18 protein-coding genes and 1 pseudogene are annotated in these 26,117 nt (G+C 63.9%); 18 read left to right on the top strand and 1 reads right to left on the bottom strand.

Features of this window, described 5'->3' with window-relative positions; genetic code table 11:
- The first annotated feature begins 304 nt into the window (after window positions 1–304).
- From AC07T0_RS20870 to AC07T0_RS20915, 10 genes and pseudogenes are all read left to right on the top strand, one after another.
- Window positions 305–766, top strand: a complete 462-nt coding sequence (locus tag AC07T0_RS20870; protein WP_495003001.1) for an aminoacyl-tRNA deacylase — start codon at window positions 305–307, stop codon at window positions 764–766.
- Window positions 767–875: 109 nt separating this feature from the next.
- On the top strand, window positions 876–1,121 hold the full coding sequence (locus tag AC07T0_RS20875; protein ID WP_177091233.1) for a DUF2789 domain-containing protein: 246 nt from the start codon (window positions 876–878) through the stop codon (window positions 1,119–1,121).
- Between the two features lie 88 nt (window positions 1,122–1,209).
- Window positions 1,210–1,434, top strand: a pseudogene (locus AC07T0_RS20880) (Fic family protein); the annotation flags it as partial.
- Between the two features lie 125 nt (window positions 1,435–1,559).
- Entirely contained in the window at window positions 1,560–2,018 is a 459-nt protein-coding gene (locus AC07T0_RS20885; RefSeq protein WP_495003002.1) for a MarR family winged helix-turn-helix transcriptional regulator, read from the top strand.
- Window positions 2,015–4,099, top strand: coding sequence for an FUSC family protein (locus AC07T0_RS20890; protein ID WP_495003003.1), 2,085 nt, complete (start codon window positions 2,015–2,017; stop codon window positions 4,097–4,099). The genes AC07T0_RS20885 and AC07T0_RS20890 overlap by 4 nt, the downstream gene beginning before the upstream one ends.
- Complete coding sequence (locus AC07T0_RS20895) at window positions 4,096–4,305, top strand: DUF1656 domain-containing protein (RefSeq protein ID WP_040071952.1); 210 nt, start codon at window positions 4,096–4,098, stop codon at window positions 4,303–4,305. The genes AC07T0_RS20890 and AC07T0_RS20895 overlap by 4 nt, the downstream gene beginning before the upstream one ends.
- Window positions 4,302–5,201 carry an efflux RND transporter periplasmic adaptor subunit gene (locus tag AC07T0_RS20900; RefSeq protein WP_495003004.1) on the top strand — a complete coding sequence of 300 codons (900 nt, stop codon included), beginning with the start codon at window positions 4,302–4,304 and terminating at the stop codon, window positions 5,199–5,201. Before AC07T0_RS20895 ends, AC07T0_RS20900 begins: the two co-directional genes overlap by 4 nt.
- Window positions 5,198–6,646 (top strand): efflux transporter outer membrane subunit, encoded by a 1,449-nt coding sequence (locus AC07T0_RS20905; RefSeq protein ID WP_495003005.1) that lies wholly within the window; start codon window positions 5,198–5,200, stop codon window positions 6,644–6,646. Before AC07T0_RS20900 ends, AC07T0_RS20905 begins: the two co-directional genes overlap by 4 nt.
- Window positions 6,647–6,748: 102 nt before the next feature.
- Window positions 6,749–7,384, top strand: a complete 636-nt coding sequence (locus AC07T0_RS20910) for an NADH:ubiquinone oxidoreductase subunit N (RefSeq protein WP_495003006.1) — start codon at window positions 6,749–6,751, stop codon at window positions 7,382–7,384.
- A 276-nt stretch (window positions 7,385–7,660) separates the two neighbouring features.
- Window positions 7,661–9,175, top strand: a complete 1,515-nt coding sequence (locus tag AC07T0_RS20915) for a YdgA family protein (protein WP_495003007.1) — start codon at window positions 7,661–7,663, stop codon at window positions 9,173–9,175.
- 9 nt (window positions 9,176–9,184) lie between these two features.
- Here AC07T0_RS20915 and AC07T0_RS20920 read toward each other — a convergent pair whose 3' ends face one another.
- The gene (locus tag AC07T0_RS20920; protein ID WP_495003008.1) at window positions 9,185–9,898 is read right to left on the bottom strand and encodes a response regulator transcription factor; all 714 of its coding nucleotides are present in this window, start codon (window positions 9,896–9,898) and stop codon (window positions 9,185–9,187) included.
- A gap of 235 nt (window positions 9,899–10,133) precedes the next feature.
- Between AC07T0_RS20920 and AC07T0_RS20925 the strand changes: the two genes are divergently transcribed.
- The 8 genes from AC07T0_RS20925 (at window position 10,134) to AC07T0_RS20960 (ending at window position 25,990) form a co-directional block, all read left to right on the top strand.
- Window positions 10,134–10,385, top strand: a complete 252-nt coding sequence (locus tag AC07T0_RS20925) for a hypothetical protein (protein ID WP_495003009.1) — start codon at window positions 10,134–10,136, stop codon at window positions 10,383–10,385.
- A gap of 326 nt (window positions 10,386–10,711) precedes the next feature.
- Window positions 10,712–11,710 carry a FecR family protein gene (locus tag AC07T0_RS20930; RefSeq protein ID WP_495003010.1) on the top strand — a complete coding sequence of 333 codons (999 nt, stop codon included), beginning with the start codon at window positions 10,712–10,714 and terminating at the stop codon, window positions 11,708–11,710.
- 18 nt (window positions 11,711–11,728) lie between these two features.
- Complete coding sequence (locus tag AC07T0_RS20935; RefSeq protein WP_495003011.1) at window positions 11,729–14,038, top strand: CHASE2 domain-containing protein; 2,310 nt, start codon at window positions 11,729–11,731, stop codon at window positions 14,036–14,038.
- A gap of 181 nt (window positions 14,039–14,219) precedes the next feature.
- Window positions 14,220–16,700, top strand: a complete 2,481-nt coding sequence (pgaA, locus tag AC07T0_RS20940; protein WP_495003012.1) for a poly-beta-1,6 N-acetyl-D-glucosamine export porin PgaA — start codon at window positions 14,220–14,222, stop codon at window positions 16,698–16,700.
- Between the two features lie 12 nt (window positions 16,701–16,712).
- The gene (gene pgaB / locus AC07T0_RS20945) at window positions 16,713–18,710 is read left to right on the top strand and encodes a poly-beta-1,6-N-acetyl-D-glucosamine N-deacetylase PgaB (RefSeq protein ID WP_495003013.1); all 1,998 of its coding nucleotides are present in this window, start codon (window positions 16,713–16,715) and stop codon (window positions 18,708–18,710) included.
- A gap of 3 nt (window positions 18,711–18,713) precedes the next feature.
- The gene (gene pgaC, locus AC07T0_RS20950) at window positions 18,714–20,069 is read left to right on the top strand and encodes a poly-beta-1,6-N-acetyl-D-glucosamine synthase (protein ID WP_495003014.1); all 1,356 of its coding nucleotides are present in this window, start codon (window positions 18,714–18,716) and stop codon (window positions 20,067–20,069) included.
- Complete coding sequence (pgaD, locus tag AC07T0_RS20955; RefSeq protein WP_495003015.1) at window positions 20,066–20,572, top strand: poly-beta-1,6-N-acetyl-D-glucosamine biosynthesis protein PgaD; 507 nt, start codon at window positions 20,066–20,068, stop codon at window positions 20,570–20,572. Before pgaC ends, pgaD begins: the two co-directional genes overlap by 4 nt.
- Window positions 20,573–20,704: 132 nt before the next feature.
- The gene (locus tag AC07T0_RS20960; protein WP_495003016.1) at window positions 20,705–25,990 is read left to right on the top strand and encodes a dermonecrotic toxin domain-containing protein; all 5,286 of its coding nucleotides are present in this window, start codon (window positions 20,705–20,707) and stop codon (window positions 25,988–25,990) included.
- Window positions 25,991–26,117 lie beyond the last annotated feature (127 nt).

The following is a 26,117-nucleotide window of genomic DNA, read 5'->3' on the forward strand; positions in this document are numbered from 1 at the left end:
CTTGTGGCAGCCGGCTTGCTGGCGATGGTGGTCGACCAGGCGATGCAAGACTGACGGGCCTCATCGCCGGCAAGCCAGCTCCTACAGGTTTGAGGCGTACACACCATTCGGGTATGGCGCTGTTATGTAGGAGCGGGGCTTGCCCGCGAAGCTTTTAGATCCGACTCGACTATCGAGGCCCCGTGATAGCGAGAACGGTTACTGAGGTTAACCCGACGTCCCCCGGTGAACTGCCTAGACTCTTACCCAGGGAATACAGCAAACCCATCGCCCTGGGGCATTCGACAGGGCTCGGAGGTGCATCATGCGTATGGCAAAAACCGTGCAGCGCAGCCTGGAGCAGGCGCGTTGCGAATTCGACATCGTCGCTCATCCGCATTCGTCCAGCAGCCTGGAAACTGCCCGCCTGGCGGGGATCCCGGCCGAGCGCATGGCCAAGTCGGTGGTCCTCGACGACCAGCACGGCCACTACCTGATGGCGGTCCTGCCCGCCAGCCAGCACCTGGACCTGAGCAAGGTCCGTGGCGCCAGTACCTGGCAGATCACCCGGGAAAGCACCCTGGCCTATCTGTTCCAGGATTGCGAACGCGGTGCCGTGCCGGCGCTGGGCGAGTCCTACGGCTTGAGGATGGTGGTCGACCCGTTGCTGACCCGTCAGCAGGACATCTACCTGGAAGCCGGCAATCACCACAACCTGGTGCATATGCAGATGGACCAGTACCTGAAACTGGTGCCCCATGCCGAGGTGTGCGAGGTCTGCCACTGAGGCCCGTGCACTGCCTGTTTGCTACTCACGCGGTGCTTCACGGCGGGAACGCGGTTGCTCGCGAAACTGTCTGACCCGCACCGCCATTTTCCTTATACCGGAGAGCCCAATGGAATCACCTGACCACAGCCTGCCGTCCCTGTTCAAGCAATTGGGCCTGCCCGACGACCCCGTCAGCATTGATCGTTTTATCGCCACTCATTCGCCGCTCAAGCCGGAGTTGCACCTGGCCGACGCGTTTTTCTGGAGCAAGAGCCAGGCGGACTTTCTGCGTGACGAGATTCTCGACGATGCCGACTGGGCGGAAGTGGTGGATCAGTTGGATGTGTTGTTGAGGAAGGGGAGAGGGGTGTAAAAAAATGTGGAAAATGCCCTAAATGTAAAAAAATCTGGGGAAGAGTAAAAAAATCTGGGCTTTAATCGCGTTAGTCAGTGTTATTCCGCTCTTCGACCCGAAACACTATTTAACGGGCCCTAGCGTGCGTAATGCTCGGTGGCGAGTTGATTTTAACGGCCTGGGCTCTCTGCACTATTGCGCTACGGTAGAGCGTACTCCCGAGCTGGAAGACTTGCTGAGCCTCGATATCCTGGGACGCGCCAAAGCTTTTTTGGCCAGCTTACCCCCGGAGATGATGGATCGTGCCATCAACTGGGCTTACCTCCACGAGCAGCTCATCACCCGTGAACCAGGCTTGAGTTCAGCCGGCCGAATGAAGTAATTGCTTCAAAACTTGACGAGCCCCAACTGATGCGAGATATTGATAGTTAGCAAACTAACAATGCGAATCTCCCTGTGTCCAAGCACCTCGAACAGCTGCACAAGCACATCAGTGCCGGCCTCGTCGTCGCCTCGCGCCATTGGCGCCGGGTGTGCCAGACCACGCTGGTCAATTATGGGGTCTCCGAAGCCTGCGCCATGCCGTTGCTGTTGGTCGGCCGCATGGGGCCGGGCGTGCGCCAGGTGACGGTGGCCCACGAAGCGGGTATAGAGAGCCCGTCGCTGGTGCGCCTGCTCGACCAGTTGTGCAATGCCGGCTATGTGCTGCGCAGCGAAGACCCAAGTGACCGCCGCGCCAAATGCCTGAGCCTGACCGAGGCCGGCGAGCGCCTGATGCATGACATCGAAAGCCAGTTGATTCGCCTGCGCGGCGAAGTACTCGACGGCATCGCGCCGGCTGATCTGGAGGCCGCGCTGCGAGTGATCCGCGCTTTCGAAGCGGCCGGGCAGAGCCTGGGAGTGGCGAACCCGTGAACGGTTTCTGGACCGGCATGCCACCTGCCCGTGACTGGTTCTACGGCGTGCGCACCTTCGCCGCATCGATGATCGCGCTGTATATCGCCATGCTGATGGAGTTGCCGCGCCCGTACTGGGCCATGGCCACCGTCTACATCGTCTCCAGCCCCTTCGTCGGCCCCACCAGTTCCAAGGCCCTGTACCGCGCGGTCGGCACCTTTCTCGGCGCCTCGGCGGCGGTGCTGTTCGTCCCGCTGTTCGTGCAGACCCCCTTTCTGCTGGTGGTGGCGGTCGCGCTCTGGACCGGCATCCTGCTGTTTCTCTCGCTGCACCTGCGCACCGCCAACAGCTACGCGCTGATGCTCGCCGGCTACACCATGCCGATGATCGCCCTGCCGGTGGTCGACAACCCCCTCGGCGTGTTCGATGTGGCGGTGTCGCGGACCGAGGAAATCTTTCTCGGGATCGTCGTGGCGGCGGTAGTCGGCAGCATGTTCTGGCCCCGGCGTCTGGCCCCGGTGTTTATCGACGCGGCGGGCAAGTGGTTCGCCGATGCTTCGACCTACAGCCTGCGCTTCCTTTCCCGTGATGTGCAGGCCGATGAAGTCAGCACTTTGCGCTCGGCGATGGTGGCGACCTTCAACAGCCTTGAATTGATGATCGGCCAGCTACCCCACGAAGGTGCGCGGCCACAGACGGTGCGCAACACCAAGGAGTTGCGCGGGCGGATGATTCACCTGCTGCCGGTGGTCGATGCCCTGGACGACGCCCTGTATGCGATGGCGCGCCGCACGCCGGAGCTGGTGGCGCGTTTCGAGCCCTTGCTCGTGGCCACCCGCGAATGGCTGGAAAGCACCACGCAAGACGCACCGCTCGAACGCTGGCAAGCCCTGCGGACCCAGGTCGAGAGCCTGCAACCCGGCCCGGTCGAGCTGGATGACCGGCGCCAGTTGCTGTTCTCCAACGCGCTCTACCGCCTCGGCGAGTGGATCGATCTGTGGCAGGACCTGCGCAGCCTGCAATACGCCATCCGCTGCGAAAGCCAGGACAGCTGGCATGCGGTCTACCGCCATTGGCGCCTGGGCCGCCTGACGCCGTTCCTCGATCGCGGCCTGATGCTGTATTCGGTGGGCTCGACGGTGCTGGCGATCATTGTCGCCTCGGTATTGTGGATCCTGCTCGGCTGGACCGATGGTGCCAGCGCGGTGATCCTCGCGGCGGTCGCCTGCAGCTTTTTCGCGGCGATGGACGATCCGGCGCCGCAGATCTACCGATTCTTTTTCTGGACCGCGATGTCGGTGATTTTCGCCAGCCTCTACCTGTTCGTGGTGCTGCCCAACCTGCACGATTTCCCGATGCTGGTGCTGGCCTTCGCCGTGCCCTTTATCTGCGTCGGCACCCTCACCGTGCAGCCGCGTTTCTACCTCGGAACCTTGTTGACCATCGTCAACACCTCGTCCTTTATCAGCATCCAGGGCGCCTATGACGCGGACTTCCTGAACTTCGCCAACGCCAACCTGGCCGGTCCCGTGGGCCTGCTGTTCGCTTTTGTCTGGACCTTGGTGGCCCGGCCCTTCGGGGCTGAGCTGGCGGCCAAGCGACTGACCCGTTTCAGTTGGCATGACATCGTCGGGCTGACCGAGCCGGCGACCCTGGCCGAGCACCGGCACCTGGGCGCACAGATGCTCGACCGGCTGATGCAGCACCTGCCACGGCTGGCCATGACCGGCCAGGACACCGGTGCGGCGCTGCGTGAGTTGCGGGTCGCGCTCAACCTGCTCGACCTGCTGGCCTACACCCCTCGTGTACTGGGCGTGGCGAATGTGTTGCTCAAGCAGGTGGTGGAGGAGGTCGGCGAGTATTTTCGTGCCTGTCTCAAGGCCCGCGAGCGCCTGCCGGCACCGGCGCCCTTGCTGATGACTCTGGACCGCACGCGCCGGGGCCTGAGTTCCCAGGGGCTGGACGATGGCGAAACCCGCCTGCATCTGTTGCACGCCTTGAGTGGCCTGCGCCTGGCGTTGTTGCCTGGCGTCGAGTTCGTCGATAGCGGCGATCAGTCGGAGAGTATTCCATATGGGATCAATGGGGTGCCCTTATGATCGGTGACCTGGATATCAGCGGGGTGTTCCTGCCCACGCTGCTGGTGCTGATGGGCATTACGTATGCGCTGTACCTGGTGGTGCACGGGCTGTTGACGCGCCTCCACTTCTACCGCCTGGTCTGGCACCGGGCCTTGTTCAACGTCGGTCTCTACGCTTTGTTGCTGGGCGTTGTGGATTCGTTCAGTCGATACCTGATGACATGAAAAAACCTCTTTTGACCATTGGCCGTGTAGTCCTGACTTTGCTGGTGGTGATCTTCGCCTGCCTGGTGGTCTGGCGCATGGTGATGTACTACATGTTCGCGCCCTGGACCCGGGACGGGCATATCCGCGCCGATATCGTGCAGATCGCCCCGGACGTGTCCGGGCTGATCCAGCAGGTGCAGGTGCGCGACAACCAACCGGTGAGCCGTGGTCAGGTGCTGTTCAGCATCGACCAGGACCGCTTCAAGCTGGCGCTGCGCCAAGCCAAGGCCGCCGTGGCCGACCGTCAGGAAACCCTGGCCCAGGCTCAACGCGAGAACAAGCGTAACCGTGGCCTGGGGAACCTGGTGGCCGGCGAGCAACTGGAAGAAAGCCAGTCGCGGGTCGCCCGTGCCGAACTGGCCCTGACCGAAGCCCAGGTGGCGGTGGACGCCGCGCAATTGAACCTCGACCGCTCGGTGATCCGCAGCCCGGTGGACGGCTATGTCAACGATCGCGCCCCCCGTGAGCGGGAGTTCGTCACCGCCGGGCGGCCAGTGTTGGCGGTGGTGGACAGCAGTTCCTTCCATATCGACGGCTACTTCGAGGAAACCAAGCTCGACGGTATTCATGTCGGCCAGGGCGTGGATATCCGGGTGATCGGCGACAACGCGCGCTTGCGTGGGCATGTCGAAAGCATCGTCGCCGGGATCGAGGACCGCGACCGCAGCAGCGGCTCGAACCTGTTGCCCAACGTCAACCCGGCGTTCAGCTGGGTGCGCCTGGCCCAGCGGATTCCGGTGCGGATTGCCTTCGACGACGTGCCGGCGGACTTTCGCATGATCGCCGGACGCACGGCCACGGTGTCGATCATCGATGACGCCAAGGTCGCGCCGAAGAAAGAGGCCGCGCAATGAAAGCGCTGGCGCAAGTCGCGACCCTGGGGCTGGGCCTGATGCTGTCGGCCTGCTCGATGGTCGGTCCGGATTATCATCTGCCGGCTGATTCGGCGATGCAGCGCAAGGACCTGCAAGGGACGCTCGCCGGCGAAGGCGACAACGTGGTGTCGGCGCCGGTGCCGACCGATTGGTGGCGCTTGTACCAGGACCCGCGCCTGGATGCGCTGGTCCGTCAGGCGCTGGCCTCCAACACCGACTTGCGGGTGGCGGCGGCAAGCCTGTCGCGGGCCCGGGCCCAGGTGGAAGAGGCCGAGGCGGCTGGCGGTTTCAGTGCCGGGGTGAAAGCCGGTGCCCAGCGTTTGCAGGAGTCCGGCCAAGCGTTCCTGCTGCCGGAAAAGGTCCCGGTGGCCAACATCGGTGAGATCGCGCTTTCCGCGTCCTATCAGTTCGACCTGTGGGGCACCCTGCAGCGTGGCATCGAGGCGGCGAAAGCCAATGCCGATGCGACCCAGGCGGCGGGTGACGTGGCCCGCATCACCCTGGTGGCGGATGTGGTGCGCTCCTACACCCAGGTCTGTGCGGCCAACGAAGAACGCAAGATTGCCGAGCAGTCCCTCGAACTGCAATCCCAGAGCACTGAGCTGACCAAGCGTCTTCGCGATGCCGGGCGCGGTGACGAAACCCAGGTCACCCGCTCCCAGACCCAATTCAAATCCCTGCGCGCCGAACTGCCGCGCTACCAGGCCGCGCGCCAGGCCGGCCTGTACCGCCTGTCGATGTTGCTGGCCAAACCCCTGGAGCAACTGCCGGCCGGTGTCGCCGATTGCGCCGCGCTGCCCCATATCGCCCAGTTGTTGCCGGTGGGCGACGGTGCCGAGCTGCTCAAGCGCCGTCCGGATATTCGCCAGGCCGAACGTCGGCTGGCCGCGGCAACGGCCAGTATCGGCGTGGCCACCGGCGAGCTGTATCCGAACATCAGTATTGGTGCCACGGTGGGCACGGTCGGTATTCTGCAGGACCTGGGCGAGCCATCGACCAATCGCTGGGGCTTCGGTCCGGCGATCAGCTGGACCGTGCCGACCAACGGCGCCCGCGCCCGTATCCGCGAAGCCGAGGCCGGTACCCAGGGGGCCCTGGCGCATTTCGACGGCGTGGTGCTCAACGCCATCCGCGAAACCCAGACCAGCCTGGCCCAGTACACCGCGCAACTCGACCGCCGCGATGCCCTGGCCGATGCCGAGCAGTCGGCCAAACAGGCGGCGGACCAGACGCATCGCTTCTTTACCGCCGGTCGCGCGTCGTTCCTCGCCGACCTGCAGGCGACCCGCGCCTACACCGACGTCCGCGCGCAGCTGGCGTCAGCCAACACTCAGGTCGCAATGAGCCAGATCGAGTTGTTCCTGGCCCTCGGTGGCGGTTGGGAAAGTGGACGAACGCCACCTGCCGAGCACGCGAAACCCTGAGTCCGTTGCTATGCTTTGAACTATCGGCTGGTCGCCGCTGGTGGGGAGCGCTGGGTGAATCCTAACCATCGCGGTCAGCGTGGCCCGATGGGGATTCTAATAATGAAAAACCCTTATGCTCCTGGTTTCTGGTGTGCGGTGGTGGCGCTGGTCCTGCTTTCGGCGACCTACTTCTATGGCGTCATGCTGGCGCACCAGATCGACAAGGCGTTGGTCTTTCTCGACAGCGCCACGGCGTTGATCGCGGTGATGTCCATCGCCGTGGTGGCCTGGGCCAGCTACCAGACGCAGCAGGTGAAGAAACGCCAGCTGTCCCAGAGCAAGACCCTGGTGCTGGTCTGGGACACCAAAGTCGCCCTGCGTCGGGTCGAAACCGTCTTTGACCGGTATTTCTGGGGCAGCTACTGGCAACCCGGTCGGACCTTCCAGGAGGTCATGGGCGAACTCACCGGGACGCCGCTGGAAAAAAGCCTGGAACTGCTCAAGATCCAATGCCTGAAACTCGACCGTGAAGTGGCCCATGACGAGCGCCACTGGCTGACCAACGCCCGCGAATTGTCCGATGTGGCCACGGCCATGGCCCGTGAGCGCCATCAACTGGACGTCTGCGACCCACGCAACGACTCGCCGGACGGCGTGGTGATCAACCGCGACTTCGAGGTGCTGGTATACACCTGGACCGCGCGCTTGAAGACCTTCGACCATCAACTGGATGAGATGGAAGTCCAGTACTCCTGAGTAAACCCTGTTCCTGCCCGTCGGCTGCCGATTCGCCACCCAGGCGCGGAGGTCGCCGAGGGGCACTGCCGAGCGCACGATTCCCGTGCTGCGCTGTCAGTCATTTCGCTATTGTCCATAGGACGAGGTAGTGGCCAGTGGCTCCGCGGGCAAAGCCTTGGGGGTGGCTCCGGCAAATGCTACTCTGCGTCCTTTCGGGCATTGTCGAGCCGGCTCCGGTCAGGGGTCAGGAAGACCAGCATTTCTCCACACAACGGACATCGATCGGGTCAATTCATGAATAAATCAGCAGGCTTGCTTTTAGGTTTTGTCGTGGTGGTCGGTGCGGTGAGCACCGTCGGCGCCTGGTACACCGGCAATCAACTGGAAGGGGTGCTGAACACCTCGATCCAGGACGCCAACCAACAGTTGAAGACCGCCCTGGCCAGCACCGGCGGCAGCGCGAATATCGAGCTGGTCTCGCTTGATCGCCAGCTGTTCACCAGCACCGCGCACTACCGCGTCAAGTTTCAGAACCCGCAGGCCGGCGCGCAGAAGAAGGACATCGAGCTGCTGTTCGTCGACCATATCGAGCACGGGCCGTTGCCATGGTCGCGTCTCAAGGCGTTGAAGCTGGCACCGGTGATGATCAGCAGCAACTACGAGCTGGAAAAGAACGACGACACCGCCAAGTGGTTTGACGCCGCCAAAGGCGCCGCGCCGCTCAAGGGCCAGGTTGCCCTGGGCTACAACCGTTCGGTGGACGGCAATGTCGAGCTGGTGCCGCTGGACTTCGCGCCGGACGCGACCACCAGCCTGAAATTCTCCGGGCTGAACCTGGCGGTCACCGCCAGCGATCAGGCCGCCAAGATCAAACTCAACGGCTATATGGACAATCTCAAGGTCTCCGCCGTGTCCCCGGAGCAGGGCCCGGTGCAGGTCGAACTGAACGGCCTGACCCTGGCCAGCGACCTGACCAAGAGCGACCTGGGTTTCTACCTGGGGCAGAATGTCATAGAACTGAGCGAGACCAAGGTGGGCTTCGGGGTCAAGCCGGCGGTGGTCACGATCAAAGGGTTCGAGCAGAAAGACTCGACGGAGGCGGCGGGCAATGTGCTCGCCGGACGTCTGGCCTATAACATCGCTTCCATCGACTACAACGACAAGCCGGTGGGCAGTGCCCAGATGAGCTGGACGGCGAAGAACCTGGATTTCCCGGCGATGCAATCGCTGATCAAGCTCTACCAGGTCCAGTTGGAGGCGCTGCAAAAGGCCCAGGCGGCAGGGGCTGAAGACCCTGAGGCGGCGGTCCCGGAACTGACCCCGGCCCAGCAGACCCAGGCCGAAGCGGATATCAAGCAATTGTTGGTCGGCAAGCCGCAGATCGCCCTGGAAAACTTCTCGCTCAAGACGGCCAATGGCGAGAGCCGTGCCAGCCTGGTGGTGGACCTGACCAACCCGTCTTCCACCGAACTGCCACCGGTGGAGCTGGGCAAGCAACTGGTCTCGCAACTTGATGCCAAGGTGTTGTTGTCCAAGCCGATGATCGCCGATCTGGCCGGCCTGCAAGCGCAGATCCAGGGCCAGACCGACCCAGCGGCCGTCACCCGCCAAGCCTCGATGGCCAGTGAAATGGCCGGCACCATGGCCTTGTCCACGGAGATGGCGACGGTGCAGGGCAGCGATATCGTCTCGACGCTGCACTACACCAACGGTCAGGTGGACTTCAACGGGCAGAAAATGCCGGTGGAAGACTTCATCACTTTGCTGCTGACCAAGTTCGGTGGTGCGGGCGGCGGCGAACAGCCTTGAACCCGACGTTCAGCCAGAGGTGACGCTTTCCAGTCGATACCCATAGCCGTAGATCGTCAGCAGTTGCCAACCGTGTTCGGCGGTCAGGCCCAGCTTGTTGCGCAGGCGATAGATATGGGTATCGAGGGGCCGCGAGGAGAGCATTTCTTCATGGGGCCAGAAGCGCTCATAGAGATACTCGCGCGACAGCGGCCGTCCGAGGTTACTGAACAGGCAGCGCGCCAGGCGATACTCCCGCTCGGTCAGGTTGAGCGGGCGACCTGAGCGGGTCACGGTCAGTTCGGCATCGTCGAAACTCAAATCGTTGAAGGTGGCGATTTCGCTGGCGCTGCCGCGCTGTCCGGCGTGCCGGCGCAGTACCGCGTTGACCCGCGCCTTGAGTTCGTTGGCGCGGAACGGTTTGCTCACGTAATCGTCGGCGCCACTGCCCAGGGCCAGGACGATATCGCTCTCGGCATCGCGGCTGGTGAGCATGATGGCCGGCGGCGGTACCTCCATGTGCTCGCGGGTCCAGCGCAACAGCGCCAGGCCGCTGAGGTCCGGCACCTGCCAGTCGAGAATCAACAGGTCGAAGGTTTCCCGGCGCAACTGGCGCAACAGGTCTTCACCGCGCTCGAAACCGTGCAGGGTCCAGGGGGCGTCCCCGACACCGGCCATCTGCCCCAGGGTCTGTTCAACCCGGCGCAGTTCGGCGGGCTCGTCGTCGAGTATGGCGACACGCATGTCTGGGCCTCTCTCCTCGTTTAGCGGCGGTTCTGTCGTTCAAAAGGTGACTCTACAGACTATTTCCTACATGAAAGTCTGTAAGTCGGCCGTCAAATCTGAACAATTCTGACGAATTCCTCAAGGGCAGGCGGCGGCTGGCTAGGCTGATGTCAAATGGCTTTTACCTGGCGCGCCATGACCCCTGTGGGGGCAGGTGCAGGGTAACGATTTGCACGGTCAAGGAGAAGGATCCATGGGCAGTCCCCTTCGTTTCAGCAGTTTGCCGTCCTGGGCGGTGCTCGGGTTGTTGTCCGGGTTGAGCCTGTGCTTCGGTTTCGGTTTTGTCATCGGGCTGTTCCATTACGGGGCTGCCCGTCCCTCGCTGGTCGTCGAACGCTTGCCGGTGGTTCCCGAGGACCGCGGGATAGGGCGATTTTCCGCGCCGACGCTGTGGACCACCCGCGAGGTCAGCGCCCCACGGGAACCGCCGCGCTGGGTGTTCTGAACGGGCGGGGCAATTCTGAACAAATCTGACAGATTCGCCGAGCAGCGGGGTTTTACCCATAGAGTAGCTCCAGCAATAACGGGGCACTTTGGAGCAAGTCGACCCATGGACGGGTGGCGGTTCGGATCCACACGGACCGCCGCCAAGGGACGGTCAGGATGTCCGCCCTTGGCCATTTTTCCGTCACACCCTGGTGTGCATTCATACGAAGCAACACAGTGTGGCCAGGCTCACTGGTGGCGCTGTGGCATGATGGGCCCGGATGGTTGTGTGCCGTCTTCCTTTACTTCGATCCTGCTCCTTACGGAGTCTGAGCGGCCAAGCCCATGAGCGAACGCTTACTTTCGCATCCGCATTTTCCTGTTCTCCTGCCTCGTCCGGGCCTGCGCCTGCTGCTCGGCGCTGCCTTCTGCCTGTTCGCTCACACTGCCCTGGCGGCGCCACCGGCCCTGCGTGCGCCTTACCTTGATCGCGAGCACCAGTGTCGCCCGCAACCTTTTCCGGCGCTGGTGCTGCACCTGGCGGGCGAGGCCTGGAAGCTGGATGCCCAGGGCAAGCAGTTGGCCCTGGAAGAGGGGATGAGCCTGGAGGAGCACGAAGGGCTGAGAACCTCGGGCGACGCCTTTGTCAGCCTTAGGCTGGGCGATGGTTCGCGGATCGTGCTGCCGTCCAACTCGCAGGTGCGCCTGGAACTGGACGAGACGCAGTCGATTCCGCAACTACAGCTCGAACAAGGTCAGGTCGAGTCCTACGTGATCAAACGCATCAGCGAGCATGATCGCTTCCAGATTCGCACTTCGGTCGGGGTGCTCGGGGTTCGTGGGACGCATTTTCGCACCCGCAGCGAAGACGGTCAGGCGCTGGTCGAAGTGCTCGACGGCCAGGTCGCGGTGAGCCGCGCGCAAGTGCCGCTGGCGTCAGGCAACCCGGCGCGCGGCACGCTGCCCGTTGTGGCCGTGCCGGCGGTCAAGGTCAACGCCCGGCAAGGCCTGAAGATCCAGGGCCAGGGCGAACTCAAACCGGTCGATCTGCTCGCGGCCCCGCGCCTGCTCGGGCAGGACGGCCAGCGGGGTGATAAGCCGGTCTGGCAACTCTTGCTCCAGCCCCTGGACGGCGCCCGGCGCTACCGTGCGCAGGTCGCCACCGATGCGGCGTTCCTCAATATCAGGCAGGAGCGTTTTTCCAGTACCCCGGATATCCGTTTCAGCGGTTTGCAGGCGGCGTTCTACCATGTGCGGCTGTCGGCATTCGACGAACAGGGACTTGAAGGCCAGACTGGGGTCTACGATATCTACTACTGGCCCAGGACGGTTCATGAGCAATAGCGGCGGTACCCGGCATTCATGAGGTTCTGGCGGCGGCATGGGGGACGCGAGTCGACGCAGGCGCAACGGCTGTTTCGTGGCTTGTTGCGCGAATGGTTGTGGGTGGCTGTGTTGTTGCTGCCGCTGACGGCTGTGCTCTCCCTGAGCCAGAACCTGGCGTTCAGCCATTTTCTCTATGACCGGTTGAGTCGCCTGAGTCCCTTGCCGGTCGATCCACGGATCCTCCTGGTCAGCATCGACGATCGCAGTCTTGAGGCCCTGGGGCGCTGGCCCTGGCCGCGCAGTGTGCATGCCGAGCTGCTCGAACGCTTGAGCGCGGCGCAGCCCCGGGGTGTGCTGTTCGATGTGGTTTTCAGCGAGCCGGAGGCGGCCGGCAGCGGCGACGAGCACTTGGCCCAGGCGCTGTGTCGGGCTGGGAATGTCGTCTTGCCGCTGCTGCGCGAAGGCGTGCCGCGATTTGCCACGGCGCTGGGGGAAATCGAGCCGATCGAGCCGCTGCGACGCTGTGCCAGGGCGGTCGGCCATATCAACGTCGAAGCCGATAACGATGGCGTGGTGCGTGGGGTGTATCTGCGCGAAGGTCCGGCCCGGCAACCCCGTGAACAGTTGGCCTGGCTCGCCTACCAGATGGCCCTGCCAGCGGCCGAACGGCAGCCGATGCCCGGTGCCGGGGACGGCTCCGAGCTTCAGGGATGGCAGCGACAGAACGCAATCCTGGTGCCCTTCATCGCGGCGGCTGGCGGTTTCCCCAGCGTGCCTTATATCAGCGTACTGCGCGGTGAAGTGCCGGCGGCGCTGCTGCGTGATCGGTTGATCCTGGTGGGGGCCACCGCGCCGGGCCTGGGGGATCGCTATGTCACCCCGCTTTCCGAGCAGGCCGGCACCACCGCCGGGGTGGAGATCCAGGCGAACCTGCTCAATGGCCTGTTGCAGCAGCGCAACATTGTCGAGCTGGCGCCGCTGTCGGGCCTGCTGCTATCGGTGTTGACGGTGGCTTTGCTGCTGGGCGGGCTGTTGCTGCGCGCGCGTTATGCGTTGTGGCTGACACTCGGCTGCATGACCGCGGTACTGCTGGCCGCCTGGGGGCTGTTGCGACTCGGCCATTGGTGGTCGCCGGCCGCCAGCCTGAGCGGATTGCTGTTGGCCTACCTGATCTGGAACTGGCGGCGCCTGAGTGCGGTGCTGGCCTACTTCGGCTGGGAATTGGCCCGTCTGAACGACGAGCCTCGGGTACTGCCCGAACGACACCGCCCCATGTTGCCCAAGGGCGATGTCCTGCAAGGCCGCATCGCCGCGCTGGAGCAGGCCCTCGGGCGCACCCGCGATACCCGGCGGTTTATGGCCGATGGCCTGGAATGCCTGCCCGTCGCTACGCTGATCACCGACATCCAGGGCCAGGTGTTGCTCGCCAACCGCAGCGCGCGTGAGTTGCTGGGATCCGCGCTGTTGGGCGAGGACTGGCTCGATTGCCTGGCGGAGCTCGGTTTTCCCGGCATTGACCGGCCGGCGCGGCCCGCATTGGCCGAACTGCTGAGCCAGGAATTTCGCGATAGCCGCCAGCGCACCCTGCACCTGGACCTGGCGCCGCTGCGCTCGGCGGCAGATGAAGTTGCCGTCGGCTGGCTGTTCAGCCTGGCGGACCTGAGCCTTGTGCGCGAGGCCGAGCAGCAACGGGCGACCTTGTTGCGCTTTCTGTCCCATGACTTGCGCGCGCCGCACTCGGCGATCCTGGCGTTGCTGGAAGTGCAGCGCGCGCAGCAAGACGATGCGCCGGTCCATCGCCAGATCGAACAGCAGGTGCGCCGGGCCCTGGGCCTGACCGAGGCGTTCGTGCACCTGGCCAAGGCCGAGTCGGAGGCTTACCAGTTCCATCCGGTGCTGTTTGCCATGCTGGTGCTGGATGCTTTCGACCAGGTGGCGCCCTTGGCCCAGCTCAAGGGCATCGAACTGCGCCACCGGCTCGATGAGGTCGATGAAGGCCTGGTCCGGGCCGATGCCTCGTTGCTGACCCGGGCGTTGTTCAACTTGCTGGAAAACGCCATCAAATACAGCCCATCCGGCACCTGTGTCAGCCTCGACGTAACGGTGACGGAGCACGAACTGACCTGCCGCATCGGCGATCAGGGCCGAGGCATCAGCCCTGAGGCGTTACCGCAACTCTTCGAACCGTACAAACGCTTTGCTGGCGCTGATAATACCGAGGGGTTGGGCCTGGGCCTGTCGATGGTCAAGGCGGTGATCGACCGGCACGACGGACGCATTCACTGCGACAGTGTCGAGGGCGGGGGCACGACGTTCAGGGTTTGCCTGCCACTCTGGGAGGACTGAACCCGCGGTGCCCCGTCTTTTTCGTTGGCGCCGGCTGAATAAATCTTGGTTTTTGTTTTTTGGTCTACCCTTCGAGAACGACAGGCGGGCGGCGTGTTCGACCGCTGTCGCTAGGCTCCGCCCTGTGTTTCTGGATCAGGCAGGGGCATTGAGCTCCGGCTGTCACTGGGGAAAGGACGATATGCCGCGTAATGCTCTGCTCTGCCTGGGCGGCAGATTGCACCCGTTGCTGGGGGTGGCTTTGTACAGCCAATTGCTCTGGCCCCTCAACGCCTGGGCCGATGCATCCTACGACCAGCTTATCTGGCAGGCCCGTGATGGCAGTTACACGCCAGCGCTGGTGTTCTTGCGCCAGTTGCCTGCTCCGCAACAATCCGTCGGCCAGATCAGCGATCACTTGCAGATCGCCAGTTGGGCCGGGCTGGATGCCGAGGTAGTCAGCGTCTATGAAACCCAGGGTGCCCAGCGGACCTTGCCGACCCAGGCGCTGACCGCCGTTGCCCGTGCCTATCGCAACCTGAAACGCTGGGATGAGGCCGAGCGCCTGTATCGCCAGGCCTTGGCGCGTGAACCGCAGAATGCTGACCTGCAACTGGGCCTGGCGATTACCGAGGCCGATGACGGTGATCCCCAGGACGCGGTGCGTCGGGCGCGCGAGCAGGTTGCCCGGCAGCCCGATGACCCTTCCCGGCGCATGGCCCTGGGGTATGCGTTGACCCGTTCGGGCGCTAACAGTGAGGCCTTGTTCGAGTACGACCAGGCCTTTGTCCGGGCTTCGGACAAACCCGAGGTGATACGCGAATACCTGTTCGCCCTGGAGCGCGCACGTTTGCCGGAACCGGCCTTGCGCCTGGCCCAGCGGCATCCCGGGCTGATCGACGCGGCCGCGACCCGGCGCCTCGAAGGCGAGCTGGCGGCCGAGCGGGTCCGCCTGGCCGAGTTGCCGACCCGCACCGAACAGGAACGTTTTGTCGTCGCCGATCGTGCCCTGGCCGACTACGACCGCTTGCTCGCGGCCTGGTCCGCGGACCCGCAGGCCCATGACGATGTGGTGCATTGGCGCATCGACCGCCTGGGTGCGCTCAAGGCCCGTTCGCGTAATGCCGAGGTGTTGACCGAGGCGCAAAAACTGATCGATGAAGGGGTGACGATTCCGCCCTATGCCCAGCGCTGGATTGCCTCGGCCTACCTTGCGGTGCGCGAGCCGGAGAAGGCCGTCGCGCTGTATCGGCAGATCCTCTCGGCGCCCAGCGCGGATCCTGTCGACCAGGCGGGTGACACCTCGGCACTGGTCTATGCCTTGATCGAAAGCGACCAGCCGGAAGAAGCCCGCTCGTTGGCAGACGCCCTGGCGATCACCGTACCGCCGCGATTGCAGCTCAAGGGCCTGCCGGGTGGCGTTCCCAACGATGCCTGGCTGGACGCCCAGCAACTGGCGATCCAGATGGGACAGCACAACGGTGATCTGGCCGCCAGCGAGCAAGGTCTGGACGCGCTGGTCGCCCAGGCGCCGGGCGATGTGGGCTTACGGGTGGCCCAGGCCGATATGTACCTGGCCCGCGCATGGCCACGGCGTGCCGAGGCCTTGAACAAGGAAACCGAAAGCGAGGCACCGCGCAACCTGGGGCTGGAAGTGGCCCAGGCCAACACCGCCCTGGCGTTGCAGGAATGGCGCCAGCTCGATGTGCTCACCGATGACGTCGCCGCCCGTTTTGCCGAGAGCCTGCAGGTCCAGCGCCTGGAGCGTCTGCGGGAAGTCCATGACATGGCCGAACTGCGGGTCGAGGCCTATACCGGCAAGAGTTTCGGTGGTGGCGCTCGTGGTGCCGGTGCGGTCACCGGCAGTCGCGACTACGGGATTGAAAGCACGCTCTACAGCCCGCCGATCAACGACGACTGGCGGCTGTTCACCGGGGCCGGCTACGCCTTTGGTCGCTTTACCGAAGGCGACGCCCAGCGCCGTTGGCAGCGCCTCGGGGTGGAAAATCGTTCCCGTGACATGAGCCTCGAAGCCGAGGTCTCCAACCAGTCCTACGGCCATGGCGACAAGCTCGGCGCGCGCCTGGCGGCGGCCTTCGATATCGATGATCACTGGCGATACGGCGGCAGCCTCGAACGGCTGTCGGCGGCGACACCGTTGCGCGCCTTGAACAGCGATATCAGCGCCAACTCGGCGAGTGCGTTCCTGCGTTGGCGTGCCGACGAAAGTCGCGAATGGAAGCTGGCGGTCACGCCCTCGCATTTCAGCGACGGCAACAATCGCACCGAAACCCTGCTCACCGGCCGCGAAGGCATCTACAGCACGGCCCATGTGCAGGTGGACCTGGGCCTGGAGGTCGGCACCAGCCACAACAGCAAGAGCGAAGACGTGCCGTACTTCAACCCCAAGACCGACTTCAGCGTGCTGCCGACGGTGAACGTCAACCACGTTCTCTATCGCCGCTACGAAACCCAGTGGAGCCAGCAATTCCAGGTCGGCGCCGGGGCCTACAGTCAGCGCGATCATTCGACGGGCGCGGTCGCGCTGCTGGGCTACGGCCAGCGGGTGAGCTGGAACGATGTACTGGAGGCCGGGGCCAACCTGAGTTGGATCAGTCGGCCCTATGACGGTGACCGCGAACGCGACGTGCAGCTGACCGTCGACCTGACTTACCGTTTCTAGAAGGGATTGATGATGCCTTGGATCACGCGTTGCATTCTGTTGCTGGGAGCCTTGCTGGTCGGCGCCTGTGCGCAGAAGCCGGCCGAGTTTGTCGCGCCCGCGCAACGGGCGGTGCCGGTCAATGAAGCGCCCTGGCCGAAGAATCATTTTCTCAGCCTGACCTACCATGACATCGAGGATAGCGACCCGGATCAGGCGGTGGTTGCGGTGCGCACGGAGCGACTGCTCGAACAGCTGGCGTGGTTGCGGGAGAACGGCTATCGGCCGGTGACCGTGGACCAGATCCTGGTGGCGCGCAATGGCGGGCCGGAGTTGCCACCGAGGGCGATCCTGCTGACCTTCGACGATGGTTATGCGAGTTTCTATACCCGCGTGATGCCGCTGCTCAGGAGCTATCAATGGCCGGCCTTGCTGGCCCCGGTCGGCGTCTGGATCGATACCCCGGCGAATAAACCGGTAAATTTCGCCGGTGAACTGCGCCCGCGCTCCGAGTTTCTGAACTGGACGCAGATCAAGGAAATAGCGGCCTCCGGACAGGTGGAAATCGTCGCCCACACCGATGCCAGCCACCAGGGTTTGCTCGCCAATCCCCAGGGTAATCTGCAGCCGGCGGCGGCGGCCCGGCGCTACGATGCGGCGACCGGTCGTTACGAAAGCGAGGCCGATTTCGAGGCTCGCCTGCGGGCGGATGTGGTCGCCATCTCGACCAAGATCCGCGCCGCCACCGGTTATTCGCCACGGGTCTGGGTCTGGCCCTACGGCACCGCCGACGGCACCGCATTGAAAGTGATCGAGGGCCAGGGCTACAAACTGGCGCTGACCCTGGACGATGGCATCGACAGCCTCGATCAACTGCTGAGCAGCCCGCGTCTGTTGGTGGCGGCGGACCCGGACGGCTCTCACTACGCCAGCGCTATTGTCGCGGTGCAGAACCGCCTGCCGATGCGTGTGGCGCATGTCGACCTGGATAACGTCTACGACCCGAACCCGCTCCAGCAGGAAGCCAACCTCGGCAAGCTGGTCCAGCGCATGGCGGACATGGGGGTCAATACCGTGTTCCTGCAAGCGTTCGCCGATCCGGCGGGGGACGGCCTGGTGCATTCGCTGTACTTCCCCAACCGCCATCTGCCGATGCGCGCCGACCTGTTCGATCGCGTCGCCTGGCAATTGCGCACCCGGGCCCACGTCAAGGTCTTCGCCTGGATGCCGGTGCTGAGTTTTGCCCTGGATGAAAAACTGCCGCGGGTGACGCGTTGGGACCCGACCAGCGGGCAGGTCTCGGTGGACCCGAAACAATACAAGCGCCTGTCACCGTTCGACCCGAACGTGCGGCGGATCATTGGTGAGATCTACGAAGACGTGGCCCGGCTGACCTCGGTCGACGGCGTTCTCTATCACGACGATGCCGTGCTCTCCGACTTCGAGGATGCCAGCCCACAGGCGCTGCGCACCTACGCCGCCAACGGCCTGCCGGGCACGCTCAGTGCCCTGCGCGGCGATCCGGCGACGCTGCAACGCTGGACGCGGTTCAAGAGCCGCTACCTGATCGATTTCACCCGCGAGCTGACCGCCAAGGTCCGCGCCATACGTGGGCCGCAAGTACAGACTGCGCGCAATCTGTTCGCCGCGCCGGTGCTCGATCCGCAAAGCGAAGCCTGGTTCGCCCAGAACCTCGACGACTTCCTTGCCAGCTACGACTGGACCGTGCCCATGGCCATGCCGCTGATGGAAGGGAAGAGCGAGAAACAGGCGGGTGAGTGGCTGGAGACGCTGGTTGGCAAGGTCAAGCAACGGCCCGGCGCGCTTGATCACACGGTGTTCGAACTGCAGGCCCGGGACTGGCGACAGAAGCCGGCGCTGGACCTCGATGGCGAGCTGCTGGCGGACTGGATGGGCCGGCTCAAACGCCAGGGCGTCAGCAGTTTTGGTTATTACCCGGAGAATTTCCTGAATGACCGTCCGGCCGTGCGGGCCCTGCGCCCGGCACTTTCCTACAAATGGAATCCTTAGATCATGATGGATCGAATCCTGGCTCTGATCGTCCTGGCACTCGTCCTGGGGTTTCCCCTCGGCGTGATTTTCCTGGTCACCGGGCAATTTCTGATGGACTTCGTGTTTTTCTACCCGTTGTTCATGTCGGGGTTGTGGATAGCCGGCGGCTTGTACTTCTGGCTGCACTGGGAGCGCCATTGGCCCTGGGAAGCCGATACCCTGCCACCGCCGCTGGCGGGTGAGCCGCTGATCTCGATCCTGATCCCTTGCTTCAACGAAAGGGAGAATGTCGCCGAGACCATCGAGGCCGCGCTGGCCCAGCATTATCCGAACATCGAAGTGATCGCGATCAATGACGGTTCCACGGACGACACCGGCCACTTGCTCGATAACCTGGCGCTGCTGGACCCGCGCCTGCGCGTGATCCACCTGGCGCACAACCAGGGCAAGGCGGTGGCCCTGCGCATGGGGGCCGTGGCGGCCCGCAGCGAGTATCTGGTGTGCATTGACGGCGACGCGTTGCTGGCGCCGCACACGGCGGCCTATCTGGTGGCGCCGATGTTGGAGAACGCCCGCCTGGGCGCCGTGACCGGCAACCCGCGGATCCGCACCCGCTCGACCTTGATCGGGCGAGTCCAGGTTGGCGAATTTTCCTCGATCATCGGCTTGATCAAGCGCACGCAAAGGGTCTTCGGACGGATTTTCACCATCTCCGGGGTGATCTGTGCCTTCCGCCGTACAGCGCTGGACCGGGTCGGCTACTGGAGCCCGGACATGATCACCGAAGACATCGATATCAGCTGGAAGCTGGAGCTGGATCACTGGAGCATTTTCTACGAGCCGCGGGCATTGTGCTGGATCCTCATGCCGGAGACCCTGCGCGGACTTTGGAGGCAGCGGCTGCGTTGGGCCCAGGGCGGCGCCGAAGTGTTGTTCAAGAACATCCGCAGCATCTGGCAGTGGAACCATCGTTACCTGTGGCCGTTGCTGTTCGAGTACTGCCTGTCGACCGGCTGGGCGTTTACTTTCCTGTTGTCGATCCTCTTCTACGGCGCAGGTCTGTTCGTCGAGCTGCCGCCCTCGATTGCCGTGCACCGCATCGTGCCGCCGGCCTTTACCGGGCTGCTGCTGGCAATCGTCTGCCTGGGGCAGTTCGCGGTCAGCGTGCTGATCGACCGCCGCTACGAAAGAGACCTGTGGAAAATCATGTTCTGGGTGGTCTGGTACCCGCTGGTGTTCTGGTTTATCAGCTTCTTCACCACCCTGGTCAGCTTTCCCCGGGTGTTGTTCGGCCGGGGCGGCAAACGGGCCCGCTGGGTCAGCCCGGACCGGGGGATCAAGGCGGCCGATGATCACAAGCAGAAGGTGCGTTCATGAAAATCATCAGAACCCGCCAGCGACCACTGATGTTGGCAGTCGATGTGGTCCTGACCGTGCTGGCCTGGGTCGGTTTGTTGTACCTGCTGATCGAGGGGCTGTGGCCGTTGTTCGACGGGCACGGGGGGCCGCAGATCGATATCTCGTTCTTCGATGCCCTGAATTCCTTGCAGGTGTATCTGTGGGTCGGCCTGTTGAATGCGGCGCTGTTGATTGCCTGGGCGCGTTATCAGCAGCGCAAGAGCCGTAGCTATTCCCAGCGTCGGTTGCCGGCACCAGTGGTCGGCGATGAGGGGTTGAGCCGTAGCTTCGAGCTCAGCGAGGACAACTTCGCCCGGATGCGCCAGTCGGCGACGATGATCGTGCACAACGATGAGCACGGCGGGGTCCTTGAAGTGATTACGTCCCTGCATCGCGTTGAGCCGCAAGAGCCGCAACCGCTGGCGCCGCCTCAGGTCATCCGGCTGCCGTCGGAAGATGACGGTAGCCGCCAGGTCCTGTAGCGCCGGTTCGCAGTGACGTCGCCCAGACCAACAGCGGGCGGCGCCGGTCGTTGCGCCTTAACTATCTAATGCACGGATACGTCGTGGCGGGCTCTAGGCTTTTCCCTTTTTCCATGGAACAAGGGAAAGCCTATGAACCCCTCCGTAGAGGACCCTCCCGGGGAGGCCGTTGAGTCGGCCAACGAGGCCGCCACGGCGGTTTTACCCGATCCCAATGGTGCCGCCCTGGAGCGCCTCGGCGAGCAACTTGCCGAACATATCGCGAGCGTGGAACGCCCCAGCCTGTTGCTCAACCGGCTCCAGGCGGCGCTGGTGCGTGGGCTCGATAGTCAGCACCAGCTCAAGAAGCTCTTCGAGCGGGCACCGCGGATCGGCGTGCTGCTCAAGCAGATCTTGAGCGAGGCCTTCGGGCACGATCCGCACAGGTTGCTGTTCGTTCCGCCGTTGTGCTGCGGCGCCGGGCAAACGGCTCGGTCCCTGGCGCAGTTGGCCATGTCGCTGTTGCGCAATCCGTTTCTGTCCCTGGTGCCGGGTCATACTGTGCGACTGAGCCTGGCCGGCGAACCGGAGAAGGTCTTGTCGCTGGACCCGGAGCAGGTTCTGGCGCGCCTGAAAACCTTGGGGTTGTCTTCCAGGCTCGACACCGCCCTGCGCGGCTATTGGCATCAACCGGCCAGCGATAGCCATGTCGCGCGGCGTGAGCGCCTGATCGAGCTGCACAAGTTGCTGTTTCACGACAAGGCCCTGCTGGCCCATGGCGTCGCCGGGTTGTCGGCTGCCGCGTTCAACATGCTGATGGGCCTGTTGGATGCGCCGACCCCCGCAGCACGGGCGCTTGCCGGTGGCCGTTGGGGGCGGCTCACGGTGTCGGAGCTGGTCTGGCCGGGAAAGGACTCGGCGCCGCTGGCTTTGAGCGGGGCCTTGCACTTGCGTGGTTCTGGTAGCGCGGAGCGGGGGAGGCAGGTGGTCTTCGTGCCTGGGGTGTCCGAAGAGTTCTTCGAGTTTGCCAGCCACGTCGAGATGCAACGCCGGCTTGCGGAGTTGTTCAATACCCCGGGCAATTATCGGCCCTGGCAGTTGCTGGCACTGCAGGAGCGCGACCAGCTGTTTACCCGACCGGATCGCCCGGCCCTGGCTTATCGCTTCCACGCCTGTACCGAGCTCACCGGCGATGCCCTGGCCCACAGTGCCCTGAGCCGGCTGGATACGCAGTTGGCCAACGAGTGGGCTGCCGGGTTGCTGCTCAACACGGCGTATATGCTGCCCGAGGGCGTGGCCGATGCCGGGCGCTTGACGCCGTTGCAGGTGGTTGAGGCTGTAGAGGGCTCACGCCAGGCGCTGACGGGCTTGCCACCCCTCGGGACATTGCTGGCGCAACTGCTGCGGCGCGACGAACAGCGCAGAATGCTGGAGATCACCTTTGGCAGCCTGGTGGAGGATCTTCCCGTGCGTCTGCGTCAGAGTAAGGTCCGACAGCAGGAACGGGGCATTCTCAAGCTCCTCGATGAGCGGGATCCGGGGCGAGATACCCTGGCCTACAGCGAGTTGCTGGCGCGTCACAGTCTTTGGCGACAACAGGTGGTGTATGTCCAGAGCCTGTTTCAGGAGCGCGAAGGGCACGCAACGTCTGAGTTCTGGAACACCCGGGACAAGGAGGGCAGCGATCTTCCCGACCAATTGCTCAAGGGCCGTGGCCAGGGACTTTTGTACGAGGCGCAGATGCAGCATCAACTCGGTCTGATCGATCAGAAGGAGCTGGCGCGTGTGCTCGATATGCTGCCAGCGCCCTTGGCGCGGCTGGCCAGTGAGACACGGGTCGCCGCCATCAGCCTGGGGCCGCCGCACTCACGTTGGACGCTGAGCGGGGCCTGCGTCATCAGTACCCGCTCAGCGCTGGCCGATCCGCGCCTGAGCGTGTCGGCGCTGCTGTTTGTGCCGGGCCGGCTGGGTGGGCTGCAACGTTTCGTGACCCTGGACAGCCTTTCGCAACAGTTGGACATCAGCATGCGCAGCCCGGAGTGCGAAAGCTTCTGGCCGCTGATTGCCCGGGACCGACGGCCGGCGCTGCGCAATTGGGTGCGCGGGTTGCCCGGTGGCGAGCGAATCCCCATCGACTATCAGCCGATTGAAACGGACGCTTTACAAGAGAGTCTCCAGCAACAGATCCAGGACCACCTGCGGGTTTGCCGGTTGATCGAGGGCGGCTTGCGGCCATTCTCGGAAATCGCTGACGCCAGCAGCTCCTTGCAACTGCTGGCCCATGAGCTGGCGGAGAACCTCGGCGTCCCGGGTCACGATGCCCGCGAGCGCGCGTTGGATAACATGGCTGTCCTGCAACTCGGTGCCGTGCAGGCGCAAGGTCTTCCCGCCTGGTTGTCCGAGGCATCACGAACGGACCGCCGGCAGTACGCACGACTGTTGGCCCGCTACCAGAAAAGTGTGCAGGCCCTGGAGCTCAAACTGGAGCGTCAGTTGCCGGATCTGGATGACTTTGCCCGGGGGAAAGTCATCGAACGACTCAAACAGGACGGTTTTTATCCGGGGCTGGATATCGACAAACCGTTGTTCGATCTGCCCGACAGTGTCGAGCGGGTGTGGGCTGGCCATCCTGAACGCACGGTGGGCGAGGCGGGCCCGAAGACGGTGGTCAGCGATTCGCGCCACACCTACAGCTTCTTGCGCCTGGCCCTGGAAAACCTCGATCCGCACTCAGCGGGGACCAAGCGTCGGCTGCAACATGGACGGATCCTGGATCCTGCCTGGCAAGCGCGCCTGGCGCCTGATTATCTGATCAGCACGATTTCGGCACTCGACCTTGGCGGACACTACGACAGCCTGATCCAGCGGGCTTTTTACGGCGTCGATAATCCCCGGCTCGAACCGCTGCGGGCGTTCGACCAGGCGCTGTTGTACCGGCTGATCCGACAACGCGCCCACCTGGAGTTGTTCAGTGCCCGGCAACAGGGGCTTGGCGACTGGGCCGCCGAGGTCTTCGAGAGGGCCCTGAATGCCGAGTTCGTCGCGGACCTGCGCAACGCGCATGTTGAGCTCGAACTGTACTTCGTCACCTTTGCCGGCCGGGCGTTTGCCCGGGCCCGGCATGTGGGCAATGCCGTGGCAATCCACGACAAGCTTTCCGGGAGAACGCTGGTCTATCTGCCGGGTGCCCCGCATGAGCAGGTGCTGACGGAGCACACCGATTTGCTGGCCGCGCAACGGGCGCTGGTGAAGGTCGAACAGACGTCGCAACGGCCGGCGGACATTGTGCAAAGGCTGGCGGCGGGCTGGGAGGCGGAAGTCGTCGAGGGTTACCCGGCCGAGCAAGGCCCAGGGGCGGCGTGCGCAACGGGCCTGACGCCGCTGCGCGATGAGCGGGTGGCATGGGGCCTGACGCCCTTGGGGATTGATCCTGTTTCCACGCGCGCCGCTACTTCTCTGGTCAAGACCATCAAGAGCTGGTGGAGCAGTGAGCCGGAGCAAGCGGTGCCGGACTCCGCAGTGCTGGAAAAGGAGGTCAGGCGTGAAATCGCGGAAAATCCCGGGCACTGGCTGCGCCTGAGGAAAACCCAGCGCTGCGACCTGTCGCTGATCCTGGCGCACGCCTTGGTCCTGCGGGCGCAGCAGCGGGCCCGGTCGGTCTCGAACTCCGCCCGGCAACTGGCGCAGATCCGCGAATTGCGTGAGCGCGAGCAACGCTCGGCCTACTGGCTCAGGGTGTTGTCGGTGGTACCGGTGGTCAGTATCGCGGTCAATGTCCATGAGACGGCCGTGGCCTTGCGCCGGTTTCACCGCAGTGGCGATTCGCGCGATGCCTTCGAGCTTTTCAAGGCCGCGCTTATGACGCTGGTCGATGCCGCGCTGACCTTTTATCCCGGCAGCCTGGCGACCCGCTCGGCTCGGACCGGCCATGCGCTGTGGCCGCGCGGGGCGCTGAAGGCCATCAACAATCGCCAGGCTCTCTCGCACAAAGGTGCGCTGGCCCTGAAAAAGGTCGACGCCGCAGCCAAACCCAGGCCTGTGCTCCCGGGGTATGAAGTGAAGATCAGCCCGGACGACGCGGTCGCCCTGCACGGTCCGAGCAATGCCGGCAGCTACGTGAAAAAGGGTGTGCAGTTCATCACCGACGGCAGCAACAGCTATGAGGTCTATCGGCCCAAGGGTGAAAAGGCCCTGCGCTTGAAGAAAACCGCCGCGCAGGACAATGAACTGATTCTGCATATCCACGAGCCTGGCGAATACCTGTTGCGTGCCGACGCGCCCGAGCCCGTGCCTGGCCCCAGTCGGGCCATCTGGCACCGCCCCTGGGAGCCGCCGGCGGCGTCGGTTGTCGAGGGGGCGCCGGTGCCGCAATTGGAATGGATGACACGGCGACCGGCCTTGTTGTCCACGGATTGGAGAGCGTGGGGGCTGTTATTGGATGACGAGCAGGTCCAGCTGTTATCGGCGCCCCAGGGGCTGTATCGCCGGCAGGGGAAAATACACAAGACGCGACTGTTGAAACTCGATAATCGTTATTTCGAACTGCTTCCCGACGGTCCGCATATTCACCCCGACATCGTTTTTCTGAAACGTCCCGGTTCGTTGTCCGCGCAGGCTCGAACCGACTTCAACCACTGGTGGGCGCATTTGGACGAGCAGCCGATTCCGGCCACCTTCGATCATCGGAGCCAGACCTGGACACTGCGCACGCCTTTGTTCAGCGTACCTGCGGAGCAGTCCCTGGCGCGGCCCCTGGACGGCATGATGCAAGCCACCCAGCGCAGGACGCTCAATCGGCTGATCGAACGCTCCGATGTGGAGAGCACATCGGTGACTGCCAGTCGTATGGTCGGGCTGAGGCGCACGCAAGAGGCCTGGGTCACGCGCGGGGTGGACATGCATGTGCTGTTCAGCGAGCTTGATATCCGGCCCATCCGCGGGCGCAACTTTCCAATCGACGAGCCGAACAGCACGACGGGGTTTTCCCGCCTGGATTTTCATACTCCCCACATGGTTGACCCGCGGCTCTTCGACGTCAGTGGACCGCCTCGCGTTGCCGGCCTGGCACTGAATACCGAGCAAGCGGTGATGCCGATCCTGCGCCGCCATGGCTTTGTGGTGACCGAGGTGCCGAAGTCGCGGTCCTTCAATACGGTCAACCTGTTGTGTACTCACCCGGGCTCGGATCAGCTGTACTTCATCATGCTCAAATGGACCAAACGCTGGTCGGTGACCTTGCGCCGTTCCCGAGGGGCACCGCAGCAACTGACGGATGAATGGCTGCGCAGAATCGCCGAGCTGAGGACGATGAACCAGCACCGGCTGCTGCAGCCGGTCAGGCAAGCAATGGAACAGGGGCGCCTGGTGAAAATGGTCGCAGGCTTGCAACGGGTGTCGGGCACTGATCAGGTGGTGGTGTTTTTTGTCAGGGCGCAATAGAGGGTTCTGCGGGGGGGATGGCTGTTGATGGAGGGCTTTAACCTTTATAATCGCCGGTAACACGGCCCCTCTCGGTTGATGCGCTTCGGTGCTGAGACTGCTTAGGGGTTTTTTGTTGGGCAAAAAA

Source organism: Pseudomonas sp. GW821-FHT04D07, from assembly GCF_059420225.1.

What these genes read in the sequence shown, in the direction of transcription:
- AC07T0_RS20870 (WP_495003001.1), top strand. Translation starts at nt 305, where the DNA reads ATGCGTATGGCAAAAACCGTGCAGCGCAGCCTGGAGCAGGCGCGTTGC.
- AC07T0_RS20875 (WP_177091233.1), top strand. Translation starts at nt 876, where the DNA reads ATGGAATCACCTGACCACAGCCTGCCGTCCCTGTTCAAGCAATTGGGC.
- AC07T0_RS20895 (WP_040071952.1), top strand. Translation starts at nt 4,096, where the DNA reads ATGATCGGTGACCTGGATATCAGCGGGGTGTTCCTGCCCACGCTGCTG.
- AC07T0_RS20900 (WP_495003004.1), top strand. Translation starts at nt 4,302, where the DNA reads ATGAAAAAACCTCTTTTGACCATTGGCCGTGTAGTCCTGACTTTGCTG.
- AC07T0_RS20905 (WP_495003005.1), top strand. Translation starts at nt 5,198, where the DNA reads ATGAAAGCGCTGGCGCAAGTCGCGACCCTGGGGCTGGGCCTGATGCTG.
- AC07T0_RS20910 (WP_495003006.1), top strand. Translation starts at nt 6,749, where the DNA reads ATGAAAAACCCTTATGCTCCTGGTTTCTGGTGTGCGGTGGTGGCGCTG.
- AC07T0_RS20915 (WP_495003007.1), top strand. Translation starts at nt 7,661, where the DNA reads ATGAATAAATCAGCAGGCTTGCTTTTAGGTTTTGTCGTGGTGGTCGGT.
- AC07T0_RS20920 (WP_495003008.1), bottom strand. Translation starts at nt 9,898, where the DNA reads ATGCGTGTCGCCATACTCGACGACGAGCCCGCCGAACTGCGCCGGGTT.
- AC07T0_RS20925 (WP_495003009.1), top strand. Translation starts at nt 10,134, where the DNA reads ATGGGCAGTCCCCTTCGTTTCAGCAGTTTGCCGTCCTGGGCGGTGCTC.
- AC07T0_RS20930 (WP_495003010.1), top strand. Translation starts at nt 10,712, where the DNA reads ATGAGCGAACGCTTACTTTCGCATCCGCATTTTCCTGTTCTCCTGCCT.
- AC07T0_RS20935 (WP_495003011.1), top strand. Translation starts at nt 11,729, where the DNA reads ATGAGGTTCTGGCGGCGGCATGGGGGACGCGAGTCGACGCAGGCGCAA.
- pgaA (WP_495003012.1), top strand. Translation starts at nt 14,220, where the DNA reads ATGCCGCGTAATGCTCTGCTCTGCCTGGGCGGCAGATTGCACCCGTTG.
- pgaB (WP_495003013.1), top strand. Translation starts at nt 16,713, where the DNA reads ATGCCTTGGATCACGCGTTGCATTCTGTTGCTGGGAGCCTTGCTGGTC.
- pgaC (WP_495003014.1), top strand. Translation starts at nt 18,714, where the DNA reads ATGATGGATCGAATCCTGGCTCTGATCGTCCTGGCACTCGTCCTGGGG.
- pgaD (WP_495003015.1), top strand. Translation starts at nt 20,066, where the DNA reads ATGAAAATCATCAGAACCCGCCAGCGACCACTGATGTTGGCAGTCGAT.
- AC07T0_RS20960 (WP_495003016.1), top strand. Translation starts at nt 20,705, where the DNA reads ATGAACCCCTCCGTAGAGGACCCTCCCGGGGAGGCCGTTGAGTCGGCC.